The organism is Propionibacterium acidifaciens DSM 21887, from assembly GCF_000426605.1.
Lineage (GTDB): Bacteria > Actinomycetota > Actinomycetes > Propionibacteriales > Propionibacteriaceae > Propionibacterium > Propionibacterium acidifaciens.
The window spans coordinates 111,518-127,212 of record NZ_AUFR01000008.1 but is presented as its reverse complement, the minus strand read 5'-3'; the positions used below and the strand labels follow the sequence as shown (position 1 = coordinate 127,212).

12 protein-coding genes are annotated in these 15,695 nt (G+C 71.1%); 6 read left to right on the top strand and 6 right to left on the bottom strand.

The window, feature by feature from the left end:
- The 3 genes from K336_RS16810 to K336_RS14405 all read right to left on the bottom strand — a co-directional run.
- The coding region (locus K336_RS16810) for an N-acetylmuramoyl-L-alanine amidase (protein ID WP_051245396.1) at nucleotides 1-1,766 on the bottom strand (1,766 nt) is incomplete at its 3' end.
- Between the two features lie 962 nt (nucleotides 1,767-2,728).
- On the bottom strand, nucleotides 2,729-3,694 hold the full coding sequence (gene rfbB / locus K336_RS0104495) for a dTDP-glucose 4,6-dehydratase (protein WP_028706398.1): 966 nt from the start codon (nucleotides 3,692-3,694) through the stop codon (nucleotides 2,729-2,731).
- Between the two features lie 20 nt (nucleotides 3,695-3,714).
- A complete protein-coding gene (locus K336_RS14405; protein ID WP_021797313.1) occupies nucleotides 3,715-4,236 on the bottom strand; it encodes a GtrA family protein in 522 nt (173 codons plus the stop codon).
- A 100-nt stretch (nucleotides 4,237-4,336) separates the two neighbouring features.
- Here K336_RS14405 and K336_RS0104485 point away from each other — a divergent pair, with 100 nt between their 5' ends.
- Nucleotides 4,337-5,305: a glycosyltransferase gene (locus K336_RS0104485; RefSeq protein ID WP_233418719.1), complete on the top strand. Its 969-nt coding sequence runs from the start codon at nucleotides 4,337-4,339 to the stop codon at nucleotides 5,303-5,305.
- 70 nt (nucleotides 5,306-5,375) lie between these two features.
- On the opposite strand, the gene K336_RS0104480 is transcribed toward K336_RS0104485, so the two are convergent.
- Nucleotides 5,376-7,394 carry a DUF6541 family protein gene (locus K336_RS0104480; protein WP_155944983.1) on the bottom strand — a complete coding sequence of 673 codons (2,019 nt, stop codon included), beginning with the start codon at nucleotides 7,392-7,394 and terminating at the stop codon, nucleotides 5,376-5,378.
- Between the two features lie 245 nt (nucleotides 7,395-7,639).
- On the opposite strand from K336_RS0104480, the gene glf reads away from it, so the two are divergent.
- From glf to K336_RS14395, 4 genes are read left to right on the top strand one after another with little or no spacing between them, the layout of a single operon-like run.
- Nucleotides 7,640-8,824: a UDP-galactopyranose mutase gene (gene glf, locus K336_RS0104475; protein WP_021797312.1), complete on the top strand. Its 1,185-nt coding sequence runs from the start codon at nucleotides 7,640-7,642 to the stop codon at nucleotides 8,822-8,824.
- The gene (locus K336_RS14400) at nucleotides 8,821-10,818 is read left to right on the top strand and encodes a glycosyltransferase (RefSeq protein ID WP_021797304.1); all 1,998 of its coding nucleotides are present in this window, start codon (nucleotides 8,821-8,823) and stop codon (nucleotides 10,816-10,818) included. Before glf ends, K336_RS14400 begins: the two co-directional genes overlap by 4 nt.
- On the top strand, nucleotides 10,815-11,714 hold the full coding sequence (locus K336_RS0104465) for an ABC transporter permease (RefSeq protein ID WP_211223438.1): 900 nt from the start codon (nucleotides 10,815-10,817) through the stop codon (nucleotides 11,712-11,714). The genes K336_RS14400 and K336_RS0104465 overlap by 4 nt, the downstream gene beginning before the upstream one ends.
- Nucleotides 11,714-12,619 carry an ABC transporter ATP-binding protein gene (locus K336_RS14395; RefSeq protein WP_081660576.1) on the top strand — a complete coding sequence of 302 codons (906 nt, stop codon included), beginning with the start codon at nucleotides 11,714-11,716 and terminating at the stop codon, nucleotides 12,617-12,619. The genes K336_RS0104465 and K336_RS14395 overlap by 1 nt, the downstream gene beginning before the upstream one ends.
- Before the next feature lie 109 nt (nucleotides 12,620-12,728).
- On the opposite strand, the gene K336_RS0104455 is transcribed toward K336_RS14395, so the two are convergent.
- Entirely contained in the window at nucleotides 12,729-13,580 is an 852-nt protein-coding gene (locus K336_RS0104455; RefSeq protein ID WP_028706394.1) for a glycosyltransferase, read from the bottom strand.
- Nucleotides 13,577-14,551 carry a glycosyltransferase gene (locus K336_RS0104450; RefSeq protein WP_028706393.1) on the bottom strand — a complete coding sequence of 325 codons (975 nt, stop codon included), beginning with the start codon at nucleotides 14,549-14,551 and terminating at the stop codon, nucleotides 13,577-13,579. The genes K336_RS0104455 and K336_RS0104450 overlap by 4 nt, the downstream gene beginning before the upstream one ends.
- A 185-nt stretch (nucleotides 14,552-14,736) precedes the next feature.
- Between K336_RS0104450 and K336_RS14390 the strand changes: the two genes are divergently transcribed.
- Complete coding sequence (locus K336_RS14390) at nucleotides 14,737-15,666, top strand: LGFP repeat-containing protein (RefSeq protein ID WP_081660575.1); 930 nt, start codon at nucleotides 14,737-14,739, stop codon at nucleotides 15,664-15,666.
- Nucleotides 15,667-15,695: the final 29 nt, after the last annotated feature.

The following is a 15,695-nucleotide window of genomic DNA, read 5'->3' as shown; positions in this document are numbered from 1 at the left end:
CGGGTGGCGTGGGCGCCGCTGCCCGGCGACCAGTGGACCTGCCCGTTCTGGAAGTCCTGGTAGCAGCCGCCGTTGCGGAGTCCGCAGACCTCGTCCGAGGTCGGCAGCCCGAGGTAACCGTGCTCGTAGCCCAGGGACACGTACTCGTTGCCGATGCCGCCGCGGACCGTGTGCACCGCTCCGTCGGGCGAGGCGAGGATCGAGCCGTGCGCGAAGTTCGTCTGGCGCCCGCCCCGGACGGGGTGCTCCATCTCGTGGACGACGCCGTAGGTGCCGGACTCGCCGCCTGCGGCCCGCCACGTGTCGTAGATGGTCGAGTAGGTCTTGCCGTTGACGCGCGCCGCGACGGCGTTGCGTATCCCGGCCATGCGGTTCGTCACGTTCGTGCCCGGGCACTCGGTGCTCATGACATCGCCGTGGCGGAAGATGACGTTGATCGTCCGGCCTCCGAGGGTCACGGTGCCGAGCGGGTTGAGGTAGTTGTTGGCGATCTTCCAGGCGATGACGTCCTCGAGCGAGGTGAGCATGGGGCCGGAGGGCTGCGCCGTGTTCGAGTTCATCATGAGGCTGATGCCGACGGTCTCCCAGTTCCAGGTGGTGGCGTGCGCGCCGTGCACCGGGAAGGTGGCGCCGCCGCCCTTGCCCTCGAAGACCTGGCCGTACTTGTCGACGAGGAAGTTGTAGCCGATGTCGCACCAGCCCAGCGTCACCTCGTGGTAGTACTGGATGCCGCGCACGATGGACGCGGACTGGCCGGCCGAGTAGTCGTTGCTGCCGGCCGTGTGGTGCACCGCGACGGCCCTGATCGTGTCGGAGTTCGCCTCGCAGCCGTCCTGGGCGATGGCGCCCCACCGGCTGCGGGTGATCATGGTCGGCTGGGGCACGGAGCCGTTCGCCGCGAGCGGTCGGGCGGCCGTCGCGGGACCGTTCACCGCGGCGGCGGTCGTCGCGGTGGTCGGATCGGAGCCGCGGGCCGGCGAGTCGATGAGCACCGCCCGCATGCCCTCGGCGGTGCCGCCGGGCCTGCTGGTCGCCTGCACCTCGACGGCGGTGGAGTCCTCGACGTAGATGACGCCGGTGGCCCGCTGCTCGGACTCCTCCTCGTCGGGGGTGACGTCGTACCACTCGCTCCAGCCGGAGGCAGTGAGGGTGCGCACGTGCACGCCGAGGTCCTCGCCGCTCAGGGCCGTCCACGTCACCCCGACCATGGAGAAGCTGCCGGCCTCGTCGGTCCGGATGTCCTCGAGGACGGTGGTGCCGTCGGCGGCGGTGGGCGCGCCGGTCGCAGGGGCCGAGGGGGTCTCGGACGACGGGGCGGGGGCCCGGCCGGCGGTGGCGTCGGACGACGGGGCGGAGGACGGGGCCTGGTCCGCCGGGGCCGACGCGGAGGGGACGGCAGCGGCGCTGCTCTCCGCGCTCCCGCCCGGGGCCTCGCCGGCCCGGCCGGAGACCGTGATCTCGTCCGAGGGGTTCTCGACGGTCGTCGAGGTGACCTGGCCCGCGCTGTTCGTTGCGGTGACGACGGCCTGCGCCGTCTCGATGTTCTCGAGCGGCTCGGAGCCCCCGGCCGGGGTCTCGCCGGCCCGGCCGGAGACGTCCTCGGCCGTGCCCGCGGGGCCGTTCGGCGCAGAACTCGAGGATGGATCCTGATCGGCGGGCCCCGCCGTGGGATCGGCCGATGCCAGTGGTGCCGCCATCATGGTGAGGGCGGCGAGGGCCGCGAGGTACGCCGCCCACCCGTGTCGCAGAGTTGTCCTGCCCGACATGTGACTCCTTGCTCGTGCTTCGTGGAAGGACGCCCCGCCGGGGGTGGTGCCGGGCCACGGGTCATCACAGTCGACGTTCCGGGGCGTACGCAAGGCGAGGGCCCCAACCCTCAGGTGGGGGTCAAGACACCCGCTGGGCCACGATCGGGGGAGGACGGGCGGCCGCCGCCGGCGACGAGGACGCCTGACGGGAGCCTCTCGGGGACGGGACGCCTTCGGGCCCACCGGTCCCGCGCCGCCCCCGGAGCGCGGGGCGCCGCCGCTCTCAGCCGGCCCGGTGCACGCCGACGAGGTGGATCGCCGCCCCGGCCAGCGGACCGGTGAACAGGGCGATGCACGCCCGCACCGGGAGCGCGAACGGCGGGAGGAGCGGCAGGGCCGACACGAGCGGCCGGCAGCCGGCCGGCGCTGAACCATGTACGGGCGTTCGCCGCCACCGTCAGCGTGGTGACGGCCAGTGGCACGGCGGCGATCGTCAGCCCGGCGAAGGTGGCGCCGGCGGCGACGAGCCAGACGATGTGCGGCATCGAGTCCGGCACGAGGCGGCGGGCCCCGCCACGGGCCGGCGAGGGCGGCCAGCGCCGCGGTGGCCGTCGAGAGCACCAGGGCCGCCCGGAGCGCCGGCACTCCGGGGTCGGCGGCGCGCCCGGGCCCGTGGGGGTTCACGGCCCGGGTCGTCTCCTTCTGCAGGCCGTTGACCACGCCGTAGACGCCGAACAGCAGCGCCAGAGGACGATGAACGACGCGTAGCCGGCGTCCCCGTCCCCCACGAGGCTGCGGGCGGCGGTGATCATGATGGGCAGGGTGGAGACGGCGGCCGAGCCGGACGCCACCAGGATGTCGGGACCAGGATGCCGGGCGTGCGGCTCCTGCTCGGACCGATGCCGCTGCGGGCGGGCTGGGCGGGGCCTGTGGGCACGGCTGGAATCGTCGTGGCTGCGGGGCGTCCCGGCGGCGTCCCCTCAGACCGGTGAGGGCTCCCACCACTTCCGGTTGGCCCGGTACCAGTCGATCGTCTCCGCGAGTCCCGCGTCGAAGTCGCGGTGGACGGGCTCCCAGCCCAGTTCGGCGCGGGTCGCGGAGGGGTCGAGGCCGTAGCGCAGGTCGTGGCCGGGCCGGTCGGGCACGTGGTCGACCTCGTCGGGGCCGTGGCCCATGAGGGCGAGGATGCGCCCGAGCACGTCTCGGTTCGACAGCCGGCAGTCGGCGCCGATGAGGTAGGTCTGGCCGATGCGCCCCGACTCGAGGATGCGCAGCACCGCCGCGTTGTGGTCGTCGACGTGGACCCAGTCGCGCACATTGCGCCCGTCGCCGTACAGCCGGGGCCTGCGCCCGGTGAGCAGGCGCGTGACTGCGTTGGGGATGAACTTCTCGACGTGCTGGCGCGGTCCGTAGTTGTTCGAGCAGTTGCTGATGGTGGCCCGAATCCCGAAGCTGCGCACCCAGGCGCGCACGAGCAGGTCGGAGCCGGCCTTGCTCGACGAGTAGGGGCTCGACGGCCGGTAGGGGCTCTCGGGGGTGAAGAGCTCGTCGCCGTCGAGCGGCAGGTCTCCGTAGACCTCGTCGGTGGAGATGTGGTGGTAGCGCACGTCGTGGGCGCGGACGGCCTCGAGCAGGCTGAAGGTGCCCACGAGGTTCGTGCGGACGAAGGGCCCGGGGTCGGCCAGGGAGTTGTCGTTGTGCGACTCGGCGGCGAAGTGCACGACCGCGTCGGCCCGGGCCACGAGCGCGTCGACGAGCCCGCGGTCGCAGACGTCGCCGACGACGAGCTCGACGCGGTCCTCGGGGAGCCCGGCCAGCGAGGCGGGGTCGCCCGCGTAGGTGAGCCTGTCGAGCACCGTCACCGTGTGGTCGGTGCGCTCCAGTGCCCGGTGGACGAAGTTCGACCCGATGAAGCCGGCGCCGCCGGTCACGAGCAGATGAGTCATGGCCCGCTCCTCCGGGGCCCCTACCGGCCCCCGGCGCCGGCCCGGGCCTCGGCCTGCGCGTCGTCCGGGAAGACCCAGGCGCGGTAGGTGACGTAGCGGAAGACGGTGGCCAGCGCCTGACCGATGAGGGTGCCGGAGATGTTGTCGGACAGCCAGCTGTGCAGGCCGAGGACGTAGCGTGAGAAGCCGAGGCAGAGCTCCTGGAGGCCCATGGCGATGACGTTGAGCACGACGAACGCGAGCAGTCGGGCGCCGGTGACCCGCGACTTGCGGGAGTTGAAGGTCCAGACCTTGTTCCCGATGTAGGTGAAGACCGAGGCCACCGCGATGGCGATGAGCTTGGCGACCAGCGGCTGGTCGAACATCGGGCCGTGGTGGCCCGGCCACGGCCGCGCATAGGTGAGCAGGTTGAAGGTGAGGTAGTCGATGACGAATGCCACGCCGCCCACCGCGAGGAACTGCAGCCCGGCGACGAGGTGCTCCTGCAGGAGGCTCCGGGCCGGGTCCCGCTCGGCGGGCCGGGACTGGTCGAGGGAGGTCACCCGCCCACTGTACGTGGCCCGTCCCGGAGCCCGCGGATGTCTGCGCGATGCGCGGCACGGCATGCGGGTGGGGGACACCCCCTCAGGATACGATCATCGCGTGAACGACACGGTGAAGCGCCCGGCGGCCGCCTTCGAGAACATCGAGGACCTGCGCATCGCGGCCATCGTCCCCTGCTACGACGAGGAGGCGGCCATCGCCAAGGTCGTCGCCGATCTGCGCGCGGCCGTGCCCCCGATGGAGATCTACGTCTACGACAACAACTCCGACGACAACACCTCGGCCGTCGCGGAGGCCGCCGGGGCGGTCGTCCGCTTCGAGGAGCGCAAGGGCAAGGGCAACGTCGTGCGCCGCGCCTTCGCCGACATCGACGCCGACGTCTACGTCATGATCGACGGCGACGACACCTACGACACCGCGGACCTGCCGGCCATGATCGAGCTGCTGCTCAAGGGCCCCTACGACCATGTGCTCGGCTGCCGCCAGGACGACGCCGAGGACTCCAAGTACCGTCCCGGCCACGCCGCCGGCAACCGGATGTTCAACCGCTTCGTCTCGTGGATCTTCGGTGAGCGGGTCACCGACATGCTCTCGGGCTACCGCGTCTTCTCGCGGCGCTTCGTGAAGAGCTTCCCGGCCACCTCGCGCGAGTTCGAGATCGAGACCGAGCTCACCGTGCACAACATGAGCCTGCGCGTGCCGAACGCCGAGCACCCCTGCGGCTTCCGCGACCGCGCCGAGGGCACCGAGTCCAAGCTCAACACCTTCAGCGACGGCTTCAAGATCCTGCACCTCATCATCAGCCTGGTCCGCCACGAGCGCCCCGTGTTCTTCTACGGCATCTGGTCGGCCCTGTGCGTCCTCGTCGGCCTGCTCGTCGGCGTCCCCGTCATCGCCGAGTTCAGCCGCACCCACCTCGTGCCGAAGCTCCCGTCGGCGCTGCTGGCCACGGGCCTCGTCCTCATCGGCGTCGTCCTGTGGATGCTCGGCCAGATCCTCGAGGGCATCAGGCGGAACCGCCACGAGGAGGCGCGGTTGGTGTACCTGCAGTACCCGGCCCCGCGCTGAGCCCCCGTCCGCGGCCGCCGCGCCGGGGGACCGGAAGGCCCCGCGCCCGGCGTCCCGGACCCGAGCGGTCTCAGCCCTGGCAGGCGGTGATCCGGTACAGGCTGTTCCCCCGGCCGTCGTTCAGCACGAGCTCGAAGCCCGGCGTGCCCTCGTCGACGGTCAGGCCGGACCAGTTGCCCTCGTCGACGCCGATGAACGGCAGGTCCGGCGCCTGCGTCCCGTTGAGCGCGTTGCGGTCCATGACGAGCGCGTACTCGATGTCGTACGTGCGCAGGACCTCGCACGTCGCCGGCGAGTCGGCCGCCCTGTTCAGGTCGTGGCGCACCGTGTCGATGTCGCTCGTGGGCTGCCCGATCCAGTTCGCGTCGTAGTCCCTGAAGAAGACATTCACGTGGAAGAGGGAGTAGGCGTAGGCCGAGCCGTCGTAGGGGTAGTTCGCGACGCCGGTCCCCTGTGGGACGACCTGCGAGACGCGTCCGAGGAACGCGTACTCGTCGTCCTGGAGCCCCGTCTGCTGGCTCGGGACCGACTCCCCGCGCAGCAGCGCGCGCTGGGAGGTGAGCCCCCCGCCCGCGCACGTGAGGCCCGCGACGAGCACCACGGCGACCGCCTCCAGCCCCATGCCCGCCTGCGGCAGCCGGGACGACAGGGAGCGCGCCCGTGCGCACAGCCATGCGATCCCCAGGCACGCGAGGGGGACGGCCATGATGGGCGAGGCGGCGAGCAGCCGGTTGCTGTCGTGGTACCAGAACCCGGTGAGGACGTCTCGGAAGGTGCTCGTGGTGCTGCTCGTCAGGACGTAGAGGACGCCCACGAGGCCCCACGAGGCGACGAGCCAGTGCAGGCGCCGGTGCAGGGCCCGGACGATCCCCGCGAACACCAGGGCGCAGAGCACGTACTGCGCGGGCCCCCGGTCGTTCACCCCGAATGCCGCGTAGACCCCGATCGCCTGCGCGTCCGTCTGGAAGGGAGGCCACTCGAAGCTGACGGTGCGGTGCAGGGCGGGCCTCGCGTAGAGGAAGCGCCAGACGGCGGCGATGCACAGGACGAGGGCGACGCTGATGGCCGTCGGCAGGACCAGGCCCCTCCGCTCGCGGACGTCCGCCCCGGACCACCGGAAGATCTGCTGGACGAGGAGGGGCAGCGCGATGACGACGATGGTGAACGCCGAGTTCGGCTGGGCCAGCCCGATCCCGACGAGCCCGACGAGCAGGACGACGACCATCGCGAGGTGCTCGCGGGGAGGGACGCGCAGCCGCGTCAGATGGCCCGCGAACAGGCCGATGAAGGACGGCAGCAGCGCGTACGAGAGGAAGTTCGAATAGAGGACGCCGTAGACGACGAAGTGGTAGGGGAAGGCGGCGAACAGTCCGCTGAGGCCGAGGGAGAGCAGTACCCAGCGGCCCCGGTGGCCGAGGAGCTCGCAGCTGAGGCCGAGGATGGCGAGCGGCCACACGAGCACGAGGATCGTCGTGCAGCTGGCGGCCACGGCGACCGGGATCGAGGTGCCGGTGGTCTGGACGACCAGCGCGACCATGTCGTGCCAGGCCGCGGGGTACAGCGTCGACCCCGCGGTCCGGTCGACCATCGCGGACGTGAGGGTCGACCCGTTGCCGCTCTCGACGATGTGCGCGATGACGGAGAAGTGGAAGGGCGTGTCGTACGGCTGCGGGAAGTTGTCCGGGCCGCGCATCGGCCGCGCGTACTCGAGCACCCACACGGCGATGCTGAGGAGGAAGCCGATGGAGTAGGCGACGGCGATCCTCGGGATCCTCGCGCGCCCGTTGCGCGCTGCGCCTCGGGGGTCGTCCCCGCGCGGTGGGCGGGGCAGCAGGCGGGCCAGCAGCCGGATGACGAGGAGCAGCACGATGCAGGCCAGGATCCCCAGCCCGATGTTCGTGAGGGTGAAGCCGATGCGCGCCTTGCCGTACACGACGGCGAGGAACGCGACGAGAGCGGTGGAGACCATCGGGGCCGGGTAGACGACCCGGATGCCGCGCATCCCGATCGCCGCCAGGGCGAGGATGCCCGGGACCATGTACAGGACGATGGTCAGGAGAAGTGGGGGGACCATGTGAACCCAGGACATCTTCCGATCTTTCTGCCCGCGCCGAGGCGCCCGTTCCGCTCGTCGAGGCGCAGGAGGCCGCCGTGCCCAGCGCGCCGACGCTCCTGGGCGCGACGAAGAATTCACCTCAGGATAACAACGCTGCCGGCCCCGGAACGGTCACGACGCGACCGGGCGGAGGGCGACTCACAGCGGGCGCCGAGGCCGTACCTAGAATGAGGGCGGGCCGGTTGCCGCTACGCTGTACCGGACGGAAGGAGACCCCGGTGTCTGTGGATCTAGTGATCGTCGGTGCGGGCCTGTTCGGCCTGACCATCGCGGAGCGCGCCGCGAACGAGCTCGGCCTGAAGGTGGCCGTCGTCGACCGCCGCGGACACATCGGGGGCAACGCCTACACCGAGCGCGAGGCCCGGACGGGCATCGAGGTGCACCGCTACGGCGCCCACCTGTTCCACACCTCCCACGAGACGGTGTGGGCCTACGTCAACCGGTTCACCGCCTTCACGAACTACGTGCACCACGTCTACACGACCCACGACGGCGAGGTCTTCCCGCTGCCCATCAACCTGGGCACCATCAACCAGTTCCTGCACGCCGCGCTGAGCCCCCGGCAGGCCCGCGACTGGGTGCGCGAGCAGGCCGGCGAGCTTGCCGGCACCGACCCCGAGAACCTCAACGACAAGGGCATCCAGCTCATCGGGCGGCCTCTCTACGAGGCCTTCATCAAGTACTACACCGGCAAGCAGTGGCAGACCGACCCCAAGGACCTGTCCGCCTCCATCATCAGCCGCCTGCCGGTGCGCTACACCTACGACAACCGCTACTTCAACGACACCCACGAGGGCCTGCCCGTCGACGGTTACACCGCCTGGTTCGAGCGCATGGTCGACAACCCGAACATCGAGGTGCACCTGGACACCGACTTCTTCGACGACGGCGAGTTCGGCCGGGCCGCCACCGTCGGCTCCGTGCCCGTCGTCTACACCGGCCCCGTCGACCGCTACTTCGACTACGCCGAGGGCGAGCTCGGCTGGCGCACCATCGACCTCGAGGAGGAGGTCCTGCCCATCGAGGACTTCCAGGGCTGCGCCGTCATGAACTACCCCGACCCCGACGTGAGGTTCACCCGCATCCACGAGTTCCGCCACTTCCACCCCGAGCGCGACTACACGAGGGACGCCACCGTCATCATGCGCGAGTACTCGCGCTTCGCCGGCCGCGACGACGAGCCCTACTACCCTGTGAACACGGCCGAGGACCGCGCCAAGGTCCTCAGGTACCGCGAGCGCGTCAAGGCCGAGAGGCAGATCCTGTTCGGCGGGCGCCTGGGCAGCTACAAGTACTTCGACATGCACATGGCCATCGGCTCGGCCCTGAGCATGTACGAGAACAGGATCAAGCCGCACTTCGCCGCTGGCGAGGCGCTGGTCTCAGGAGGGGTGGACGAGTGAGCACCGACACGAACGAGAGCGCCGGGCTGCGCGAGGTGGCCCACGTCTTCCTCGCCGAGGCCGACGACGCCGACGGCATGGCGCTGTGCATCGACAAGCCGCTCAAGGAGCAGGAGCTGACGCACGTCCTCGACCCGGCGGCGGTTCCCGAGGAGGACCGCATCTCGCGGTCCTCGCTGCGCGTGCGCCCGGGCAAGCGGGCCTCGTTCGGCTCCTACTTCAACGCCTTCCCCGCCGGCTACTGGCAGTGGTGGACGCCGGTCACCGAGGTGACGCTGCGCGTGCGCACCAGCGGCACCGGCCGCATCATCGTCTCCAGTTCCCGCGCCCGCGCACTCGGCCCCGCCGGCCCGCAGGGCCGATCCGGCAAGTCCGCCTTCTCGTCCGTGGCCGCCTCCAGACAGGTCTCCGGCCCCGGCGTGACGACCGAGTTCGCGCTGCCGCTTAAGAACTTCGGCGACGGCGGCTGGTACTGGTTCGACCTCGTCGCCTCCGCCGACGAGCCCCTCGTCCTCGACGGGGCTGCCTGGCTCGTCGCCGACAACGGTCGGCGCGGCACCGTCACCCTCGGCATGACCACCTTCAACCGGCCTGCCGACGCCGTGCAGAACGTGCTGCGGGTGGCCAACGCCCGCGAGCTCGACGACTGCGTCCGCGAGATGCTCGTCGTCGACCAGGGCAACCAGCCGGTCCGCGGGGACTCCTGCTACGTCGAGGCCGAGAAGGCCATGAACGGGCGCCTGCGCGTCATCGAGCAGGGCAACCTGGGCGGCTCGGGCGGCTACGCCCGTGGCATGTACGAGACCGTCAAGGGCAGCAACGGCGCGAGGTCCGACTACTTCATGACGCTCGACGACGACATCGAGATCGAGCCCGAGTCGATCTTCCGCTCATGCGTCTTCGCCGACTACCTGACCAGCCCGGCCATCGTCGGCTCGCACATGTTCGACATCAACCGCCGCTCGTCCCTGCTGGCCTACGCCGAGGTCGTCGACGAGTACCGCTTCAACTGGGGCCCGATCCCCGGGCTGGGCGACATCGACTTCTCCGACGAGGGCCTGCGCTCCATCGCCGAACTGCACCGGCGCTGGGACGCCGACTACAACGGCTGGTGGATGTGCCTCATCCCGCGGTGCGTCATCGAGGAGATCGGCCTGCCGCTTCCGGTCTTCATCAAGTGGGACGACTCGGAGTACTCGCTGCGCGCCCGCGCCCACGGCTACCCGACCATCTCGCTGCCCGGCTCGGCGACCTGGCACGCCTCGTGGATCGACAAGGACGACGCGACCGACTGGCAGGCCTACTTCCACGAGCGCAACCGTCTCATCGCGGCCCTGCTGCACTCGCCGTACGCGGTCGGCGGCCGCATGCTGCGCGAGAGCATCAATGTGCTCACCAAGCACGCCCTGTCGATGCAGTACTACGCGGCCACCCTCGTCTCCCAGGCCATCGACGACGTCTTCGCCGGTCCCGACCGGCTGCACGACATCCTCGAGTCCAAGGCCGCCGAGACACGCGCGCTGAAGAACGACTTCGTCGACGGGCCGGTCATCACCAATCTCTCGGAGCGCCCGCCGATCCGCGCCGAGCGGGCCGTGCCGCTCATCGTCAAGGCGAAGCAGCCCAACCCGCGCACGCTCATCCCGTGGGCCGCCACCGTGGCGATCCGCCAGGTGTTCAAGAAGCCCACTGAGCTCTCGCGCACCTACCCGGAGCGCGCCGTCGCCAAGGGCGACGCCGCCTGGTTCTACCTGCCCAAGCTCGACTCGGCGCTGGTGAGCAACAGCACCGGCAACGGCGTCAGCCTGTACCAGCGCGACCCGCAGCAGGCCCGCCGGTTCCTGGGCAAGGACGTCGTCCTGCACGCCCAGCTCGCCAAGGCCTGGCCCAGGCTGGCGCGCACCTACCGGAAGGCGTTGCCCCGCATCACCTCGATGGAGGAGTGGGGCCGGACCTTCGCCAAGTACCCCGAGGAGCAGGATCAGTCCTCGTGAGCTCGTCCCCCCGGAGCACCGTGCCCGCGACGCACCTGGAGTTCCACGCCCCCGGACAGGGGCGCGGGCTGCGCGACGTGTTCGCGAACCAGTTCCTCCTCAAGCGCATCGTCGACAAGGAGATCCAGGTCCGCTACCGGGCCTCGGTGCTCGGCCTGGTGTGGAGCTACATCAAGCCGGCCATCCAGTTCGCGGTCTACTTCGTCGCGATGGGCGTCTTCCTGGGGCTGAACAAGGGCCTGCCGAACTACGCGATCTACATGTTCAGCGGCATCGTCGTGATGAACCTGTTCACCGAGGTCTTCGGCAACTCGGCGCGCATCATCGTCGGCAACGGCGACCTCATCAAGAAGATCTACCTGCCCCGCGAGCTGTTCCCCGTCTCGAGCCTGTGGGTCGCGTGGATCCACTTCTTCCCGCAGGTGGCGATCCTGCTGGTCGTCGACCTCATCGTCGGCTGGCACCCCACCCTCATGCAGCTCGTGGCGTTCGTCGTCGGCTTCGTCATCGTCTCGGTGTTCGCGCTGGCCCTCGGCCTCGTCTTCGGCACGGCCAACGTCTTCTTCCGCGACTCGGAGAACTTCGTCGACCTCATCAACATGGTCGTCACCTGGCTGAGCCCGGTGCTCTACATGTGGGTGCTCGTCGCCAACACGCTGCCGCACTGGGCCGTGACGCTCTACAAGTTCAACCCGCTCACGACGGCCGTCGAGCTCTTCCACGACGCCTTCTGGGCCTCGACCGTCAACGGCGAGATCCCCTACGAGGTCTGGCACGTCATGCCCCACCTGTTCTCGTCCTGGACGCCCATCGCCCTGGTGCTCAGCTTCGGCACGCTGCTCGTCGGCGACCTGCTGTTCCGCCACTTCGAGGGCAAGTTCGCGCAGGAGCTGTGATGGCCAGGGGAGTCGCACTCGAGCCGCGCGACGAGCGCATCGTCGTCACCGCCCAGCACGTCACCAAGACCTTCCTGCTGCGCCACACGCGCTCCATCAAGGAGGCCTTCGTCTGGCTCATCAAGGGCCGCAAGAAGGACATCACCAACGAGTTCCAGGCCATGGACGACGTGAGCTTCGACATCGCCGACGGCGAGTCGGTGGCGCTCATGGGCTTCAACGGCTCGGGCAAGTCCACCACCCTCAAGCTCATCAGCGGCGTCATGCACCCCGACGGCGGCGCCGTCGGCATCAAGGGCAAGGTCGCTGGCCTCATCGAGGTTGGCGCCGGCTTCCACCCCGACCTGACGGGCCACGACAACGTCTACCTCAACGGCGCCATCCTCGGCATGACCAAGGAGCAGATCAACGCCTCCTATGACGACATCCTCGCCTTCGCCGACATCGGTGACTTCATCGACACCGAGGTGAAGTTCTACTCGTCCGGCATGTACCTGCGGCTGGCCTTCTCGGTCGCGGTGCACACCGACCCGGACGTCTTCCTCGTCGACGAGATCCTCGCCGTGGGCGACGAGCCCTTCCAGAACAAGTGCAAGGCGCTCATCCGCCAGATGGTGCGCGACGGCAAGACGATCGTCATCGTCAGCCACGACCTCGACATGGTCGAGAAGTTCTGCAAGCGCGGCCTCGTCATGGAGCGCGGCCGGCTCGTCTTCGACGGCCCCTGCGACCAGGCGGTGCGCTTCCTGCGCGGCCGCGCCCTCGACGGCAGCGAGGACCCGCCGCGCCCGCCGCTCAGCGACGAGGAGAGGGCCAACCGCCTGTTCACCGACGACGAGCGCGCCGCCGTGCCGGTGCGGGTGCGCGCCGGCGGCCCGCCGACGACCGCCGCCGAGAGGGATTGAGCCCGGAGGGCGCGGCGGACGCCGCCCGCGGAGCGCCCCGCTCCGCGTTCCTGGGACCAGCGCGGTGAGGCCCGCCCGGCCGCGCGTCCCCGCGTCCGCGGCCGGCCGCTCAGTCGTCGTCCCGGCCTCCGACCATGAGCCGGTACACGGGCCGGCGCACCCCGGTGGGGACCAGGCGGTAGCCGCCGCGCACGACGATGTTGCGCAGGCCCTGGCCGCGGGAGATGAATCCCGACGCCACGAAGGCCCGCTGCAGGGCGATCTCGCTGCGCAGCATCTCGCCGCCGCCGCGGCGCTGGTAGGCGCCGGCGCCCACCCGGTAGAGCACCAGCGGCTCGGCCAGGTTGGCCACCCGCGAGCCCGTCTGGAGCATGCGCACGAACAGCCAGTAGTCCTCCATCTTCGACAGCGGCTGGTAGCCGCCGGCCCTGGCCACCGCCGCCTTGCGGTAGACGACCGTCGGATGGTTGAAGGGGTCGCGGAAACGCGCCATCCGCCTGATCCGCTCCGGCTCGGCGGGCAGCTCCCGCACGAGGCCCGCCGGCCGCGCCTCCGACTCGAACTCCTGGATCGCCGCGCCGAGCAGGTCGAGCGGCTCCTCGTCGTCACCGCCCACGACGAGCGGGATCTGGGTGGCGAAGCGCCGGGGCAGCGAGATGTCGTCGGCGTCGGCGCGGGCGACGATCTCGTAGCGGCAGGCCTTGAGGCCCTCGACGAGGGCGGCCGCCAGTCCGCGGTTGTGGCCGATCCGCACGACGGTGACGGGCACGCCGCCGACGGCCGAGCCGTCGATGGCCGTGTCGAGCACCGCCTCGATCCCGTCGCTCACCTCGCCGTCACGGACGATGACGATCTCGTCGGGCCGGAGCGTCTGCTCGGTGCTCACCGAGCGCAGGGCGCGGGCGAAGAACGCCGGGTCGTCGCCCGCGTAGACGGGCAGCAGCACGCTGAACGCTGTCATCGGCCCCCCTCGACGGCGAGGACGTCCGCCTCGACCGGGGTGCCGGCCAGGACGCGGGCGTTGCGCCGCGGGCCCCGGCGCAGGCCGTCGCGCAGACCCCGGCGCAGGCCGCTGCGCAGGGCGGCCCGGTCGGACGAGGCACGGAACGTCGCCGCCCAGCGTCGCAGCGTCGAGGCGCCGTAGAGCAGGCGCTCCCAGCCGGCCAGCGCCGGCGAGCGGGTGAACATCCACACCTTGTTGCGCACCTCGAGGCGGAAGCGCGGGCCGGGGTCGGCGCTCGTGCCACCGAAGCGCTCCGTCAGGTGCGCCACGCGGCTGGCCGGCACGTAGAGGCCCTCGCGGAAGCGCAGCAGGCGCGTCGTGTACTCGAAGTCGTCGTTCCACAGGAAGTAGTCGCTGAGCGGCAGGCCCTCGTCGCGAACGGCCCGGGCGTCGAGGAGGATCGAGACGAACGAGGCCGACCGGATCGGACGGCAGCCCAGTCGCGCGGCATCGCGCCGCTGCTCGCGGGTGGCGCCGAACCGGGCCCGCGGCGTGTTCATCGGGTGCTCGCGGCCGTCGCGCCAGTCGGCGCGGCTGGCCAGGACCGCTGTCGGACGCGGATAGCGCTCGCGGGCATCGAGCAGCGCCTCGAGCGCGCCCGGGCCGGGCACCGTGTCGTCGTCCATGATCCAGACCAGGTCGGCGCCGTGGCGGTGACAGGCCACGGCGATGCCCGACGCGAAGCCGCCGGCCCCGCCCGTGTTCGTCGGCATGGTGACGACCTCGGTGACCGCCGGGTGCCCCGCCGCCACGCGCGGCGAATCGTCCGTGGAGGCGTTGTCGATGACGACGACCGCGTCCGGCCGGCGCGTCTGCCCGTCCAGCCCGTCGAGACAGCGGCCGAGGAGCTCGGCGCGGTTCCACGCCACGACGACCGCGACGACGCGGGGTGCGGGGGAGCCGCCGTCGGCGGCGGTGGGTTCGGCCATGGCCCAAGATTATCGGTGTCGCCCGGCCGGGCGACGGGGGCGTGCCGGACAGCCGCCGCCCGGCCGGCTCTCAGCGCACGGACAGCTTCCGCAGATATCCTCCTCTGGATCGCCGGGTCGACCCCCCTGCTCGGCCTGCGCCGCCGGACGTCCCGGCGGTCGATGAGCGGAAAGGACCCGAATCGATGAGGACCAGGCACGGGAAGCGCCCTTCGAGCCCCGCCGGCCGCTGCGCGGCTGCGCCCCTTCTCGCCCTCCTCACGGTGCTGGGGATGGTCGGCGTCGCGCAGCCGGCGCGGGCCGACACCGACTCGGGCGGGGCGATCACCGCCCGCTACGAGGCCCTCGGCGGCGCTGACGGCGTCCTGGGCGCCGAGCGGAGCGGCGAGACGTGCGGTACCAGCGATGGCGGCTGTTACCGCTCCTACGAGAACGGCACGATCGTCTGGACGGCCGCCACCGGCGCCCACGAGATCCACGGCGACTTCCTGACCCAGTGGCGCCAGAGCGGCTCGGAGGACGGCTCACTGGGCTACCCGGTGACGGGCATCAGCTGCACGCTCATCCAGAACGGCTGCTTCCAGCGGTTCCAGCGCGGCTCGATCGTCCGCGACGGCGCGGCCGGCGCGACGTGGGGCGCGCACATTCTCCGGGGTGCGATCGGCGCCCGGTGGGACGCGACCGGTCAGGCCAGGGGCTATCTCGGCTATCCGAGGAGCGACGAGAGCTGCGGCCAGGACAACGGCACGGTCGGCTGCGTCCAGTTCTTCAGCTTCGGTCTGATCGAGTGGACACCGGCCACCGGTGCCCACTCCGTCCACCACGAGATCGAGCGCAAGTGGGAGGACGAGGGCGCCGAGGACGGCTACCTCGGCCTTCCGGTCAGCGAGGCGGAGGTCGGCGCCGGGACGATGACGATGACCCAGTACTTCCAGGGCGGGGCGATCCACCTCACGGCGGCGGACGCCCTCCTCGTCGTGCGGGGCGCAGTCTACGAGGCCTGGTCGGCCGCGGGTGCCCTCGAGGGCGACTACGGTGCGCCCGTGGGCGACGCGCGGTGCGACGCGTCTGGGACCTGCACCCAGGAGTTCGAGCACGGCACCATCACGCGCTAGAGCGGGCGGCGATGCCCGCGGTGCGGGGC

Bases quoted from the DNA above. Each gene is read 5' to 3' on its own strand.
- rfbB (WP_028706398.1), bottom strand. From the start codon at position 3,694: ATGACTCATCTGCTCGTGACCGGCGGCGCCGGCTTCATCGGGTCGAAC.
- K336_RS0104480 (WP_155944983.1), bottom strand. From the start codon at position 7,394: ATGTCCTGGGTTCACATGGTCCCCCCACTTCTCCTGACCATCGTCCTG.
- K336_RS14395 (WP_081660576.1), top strand. From the start codon at position 11,714: ATGGCCAGGGGAGTCGCACTCGAGCCGCGCGACGAGCGCATCGTCGTC.
- K336_RS0104455 (WP_028706394.1), bottom strand. From the start codon at position 13,580: ATGACAGCGTTCAGCGTGCTGCTGCCCGTCTACGCGGGCGACGACCCG.
- K336_RS0104450 (WP_028706393.1), bottom strand. From the start codon at position 14,551: ATGGCCGAACCCACCGCCGCCGACGGCGGCTCCCCCGCACCCCGCGTC.
- K336_RS14390 (WP_081660575.1), top strand. From the start codon at position 14,737: ATGAGGACCAGGCACGGGAAGCGCCCTTCGAGCCCCGCCGGCCGCTGC.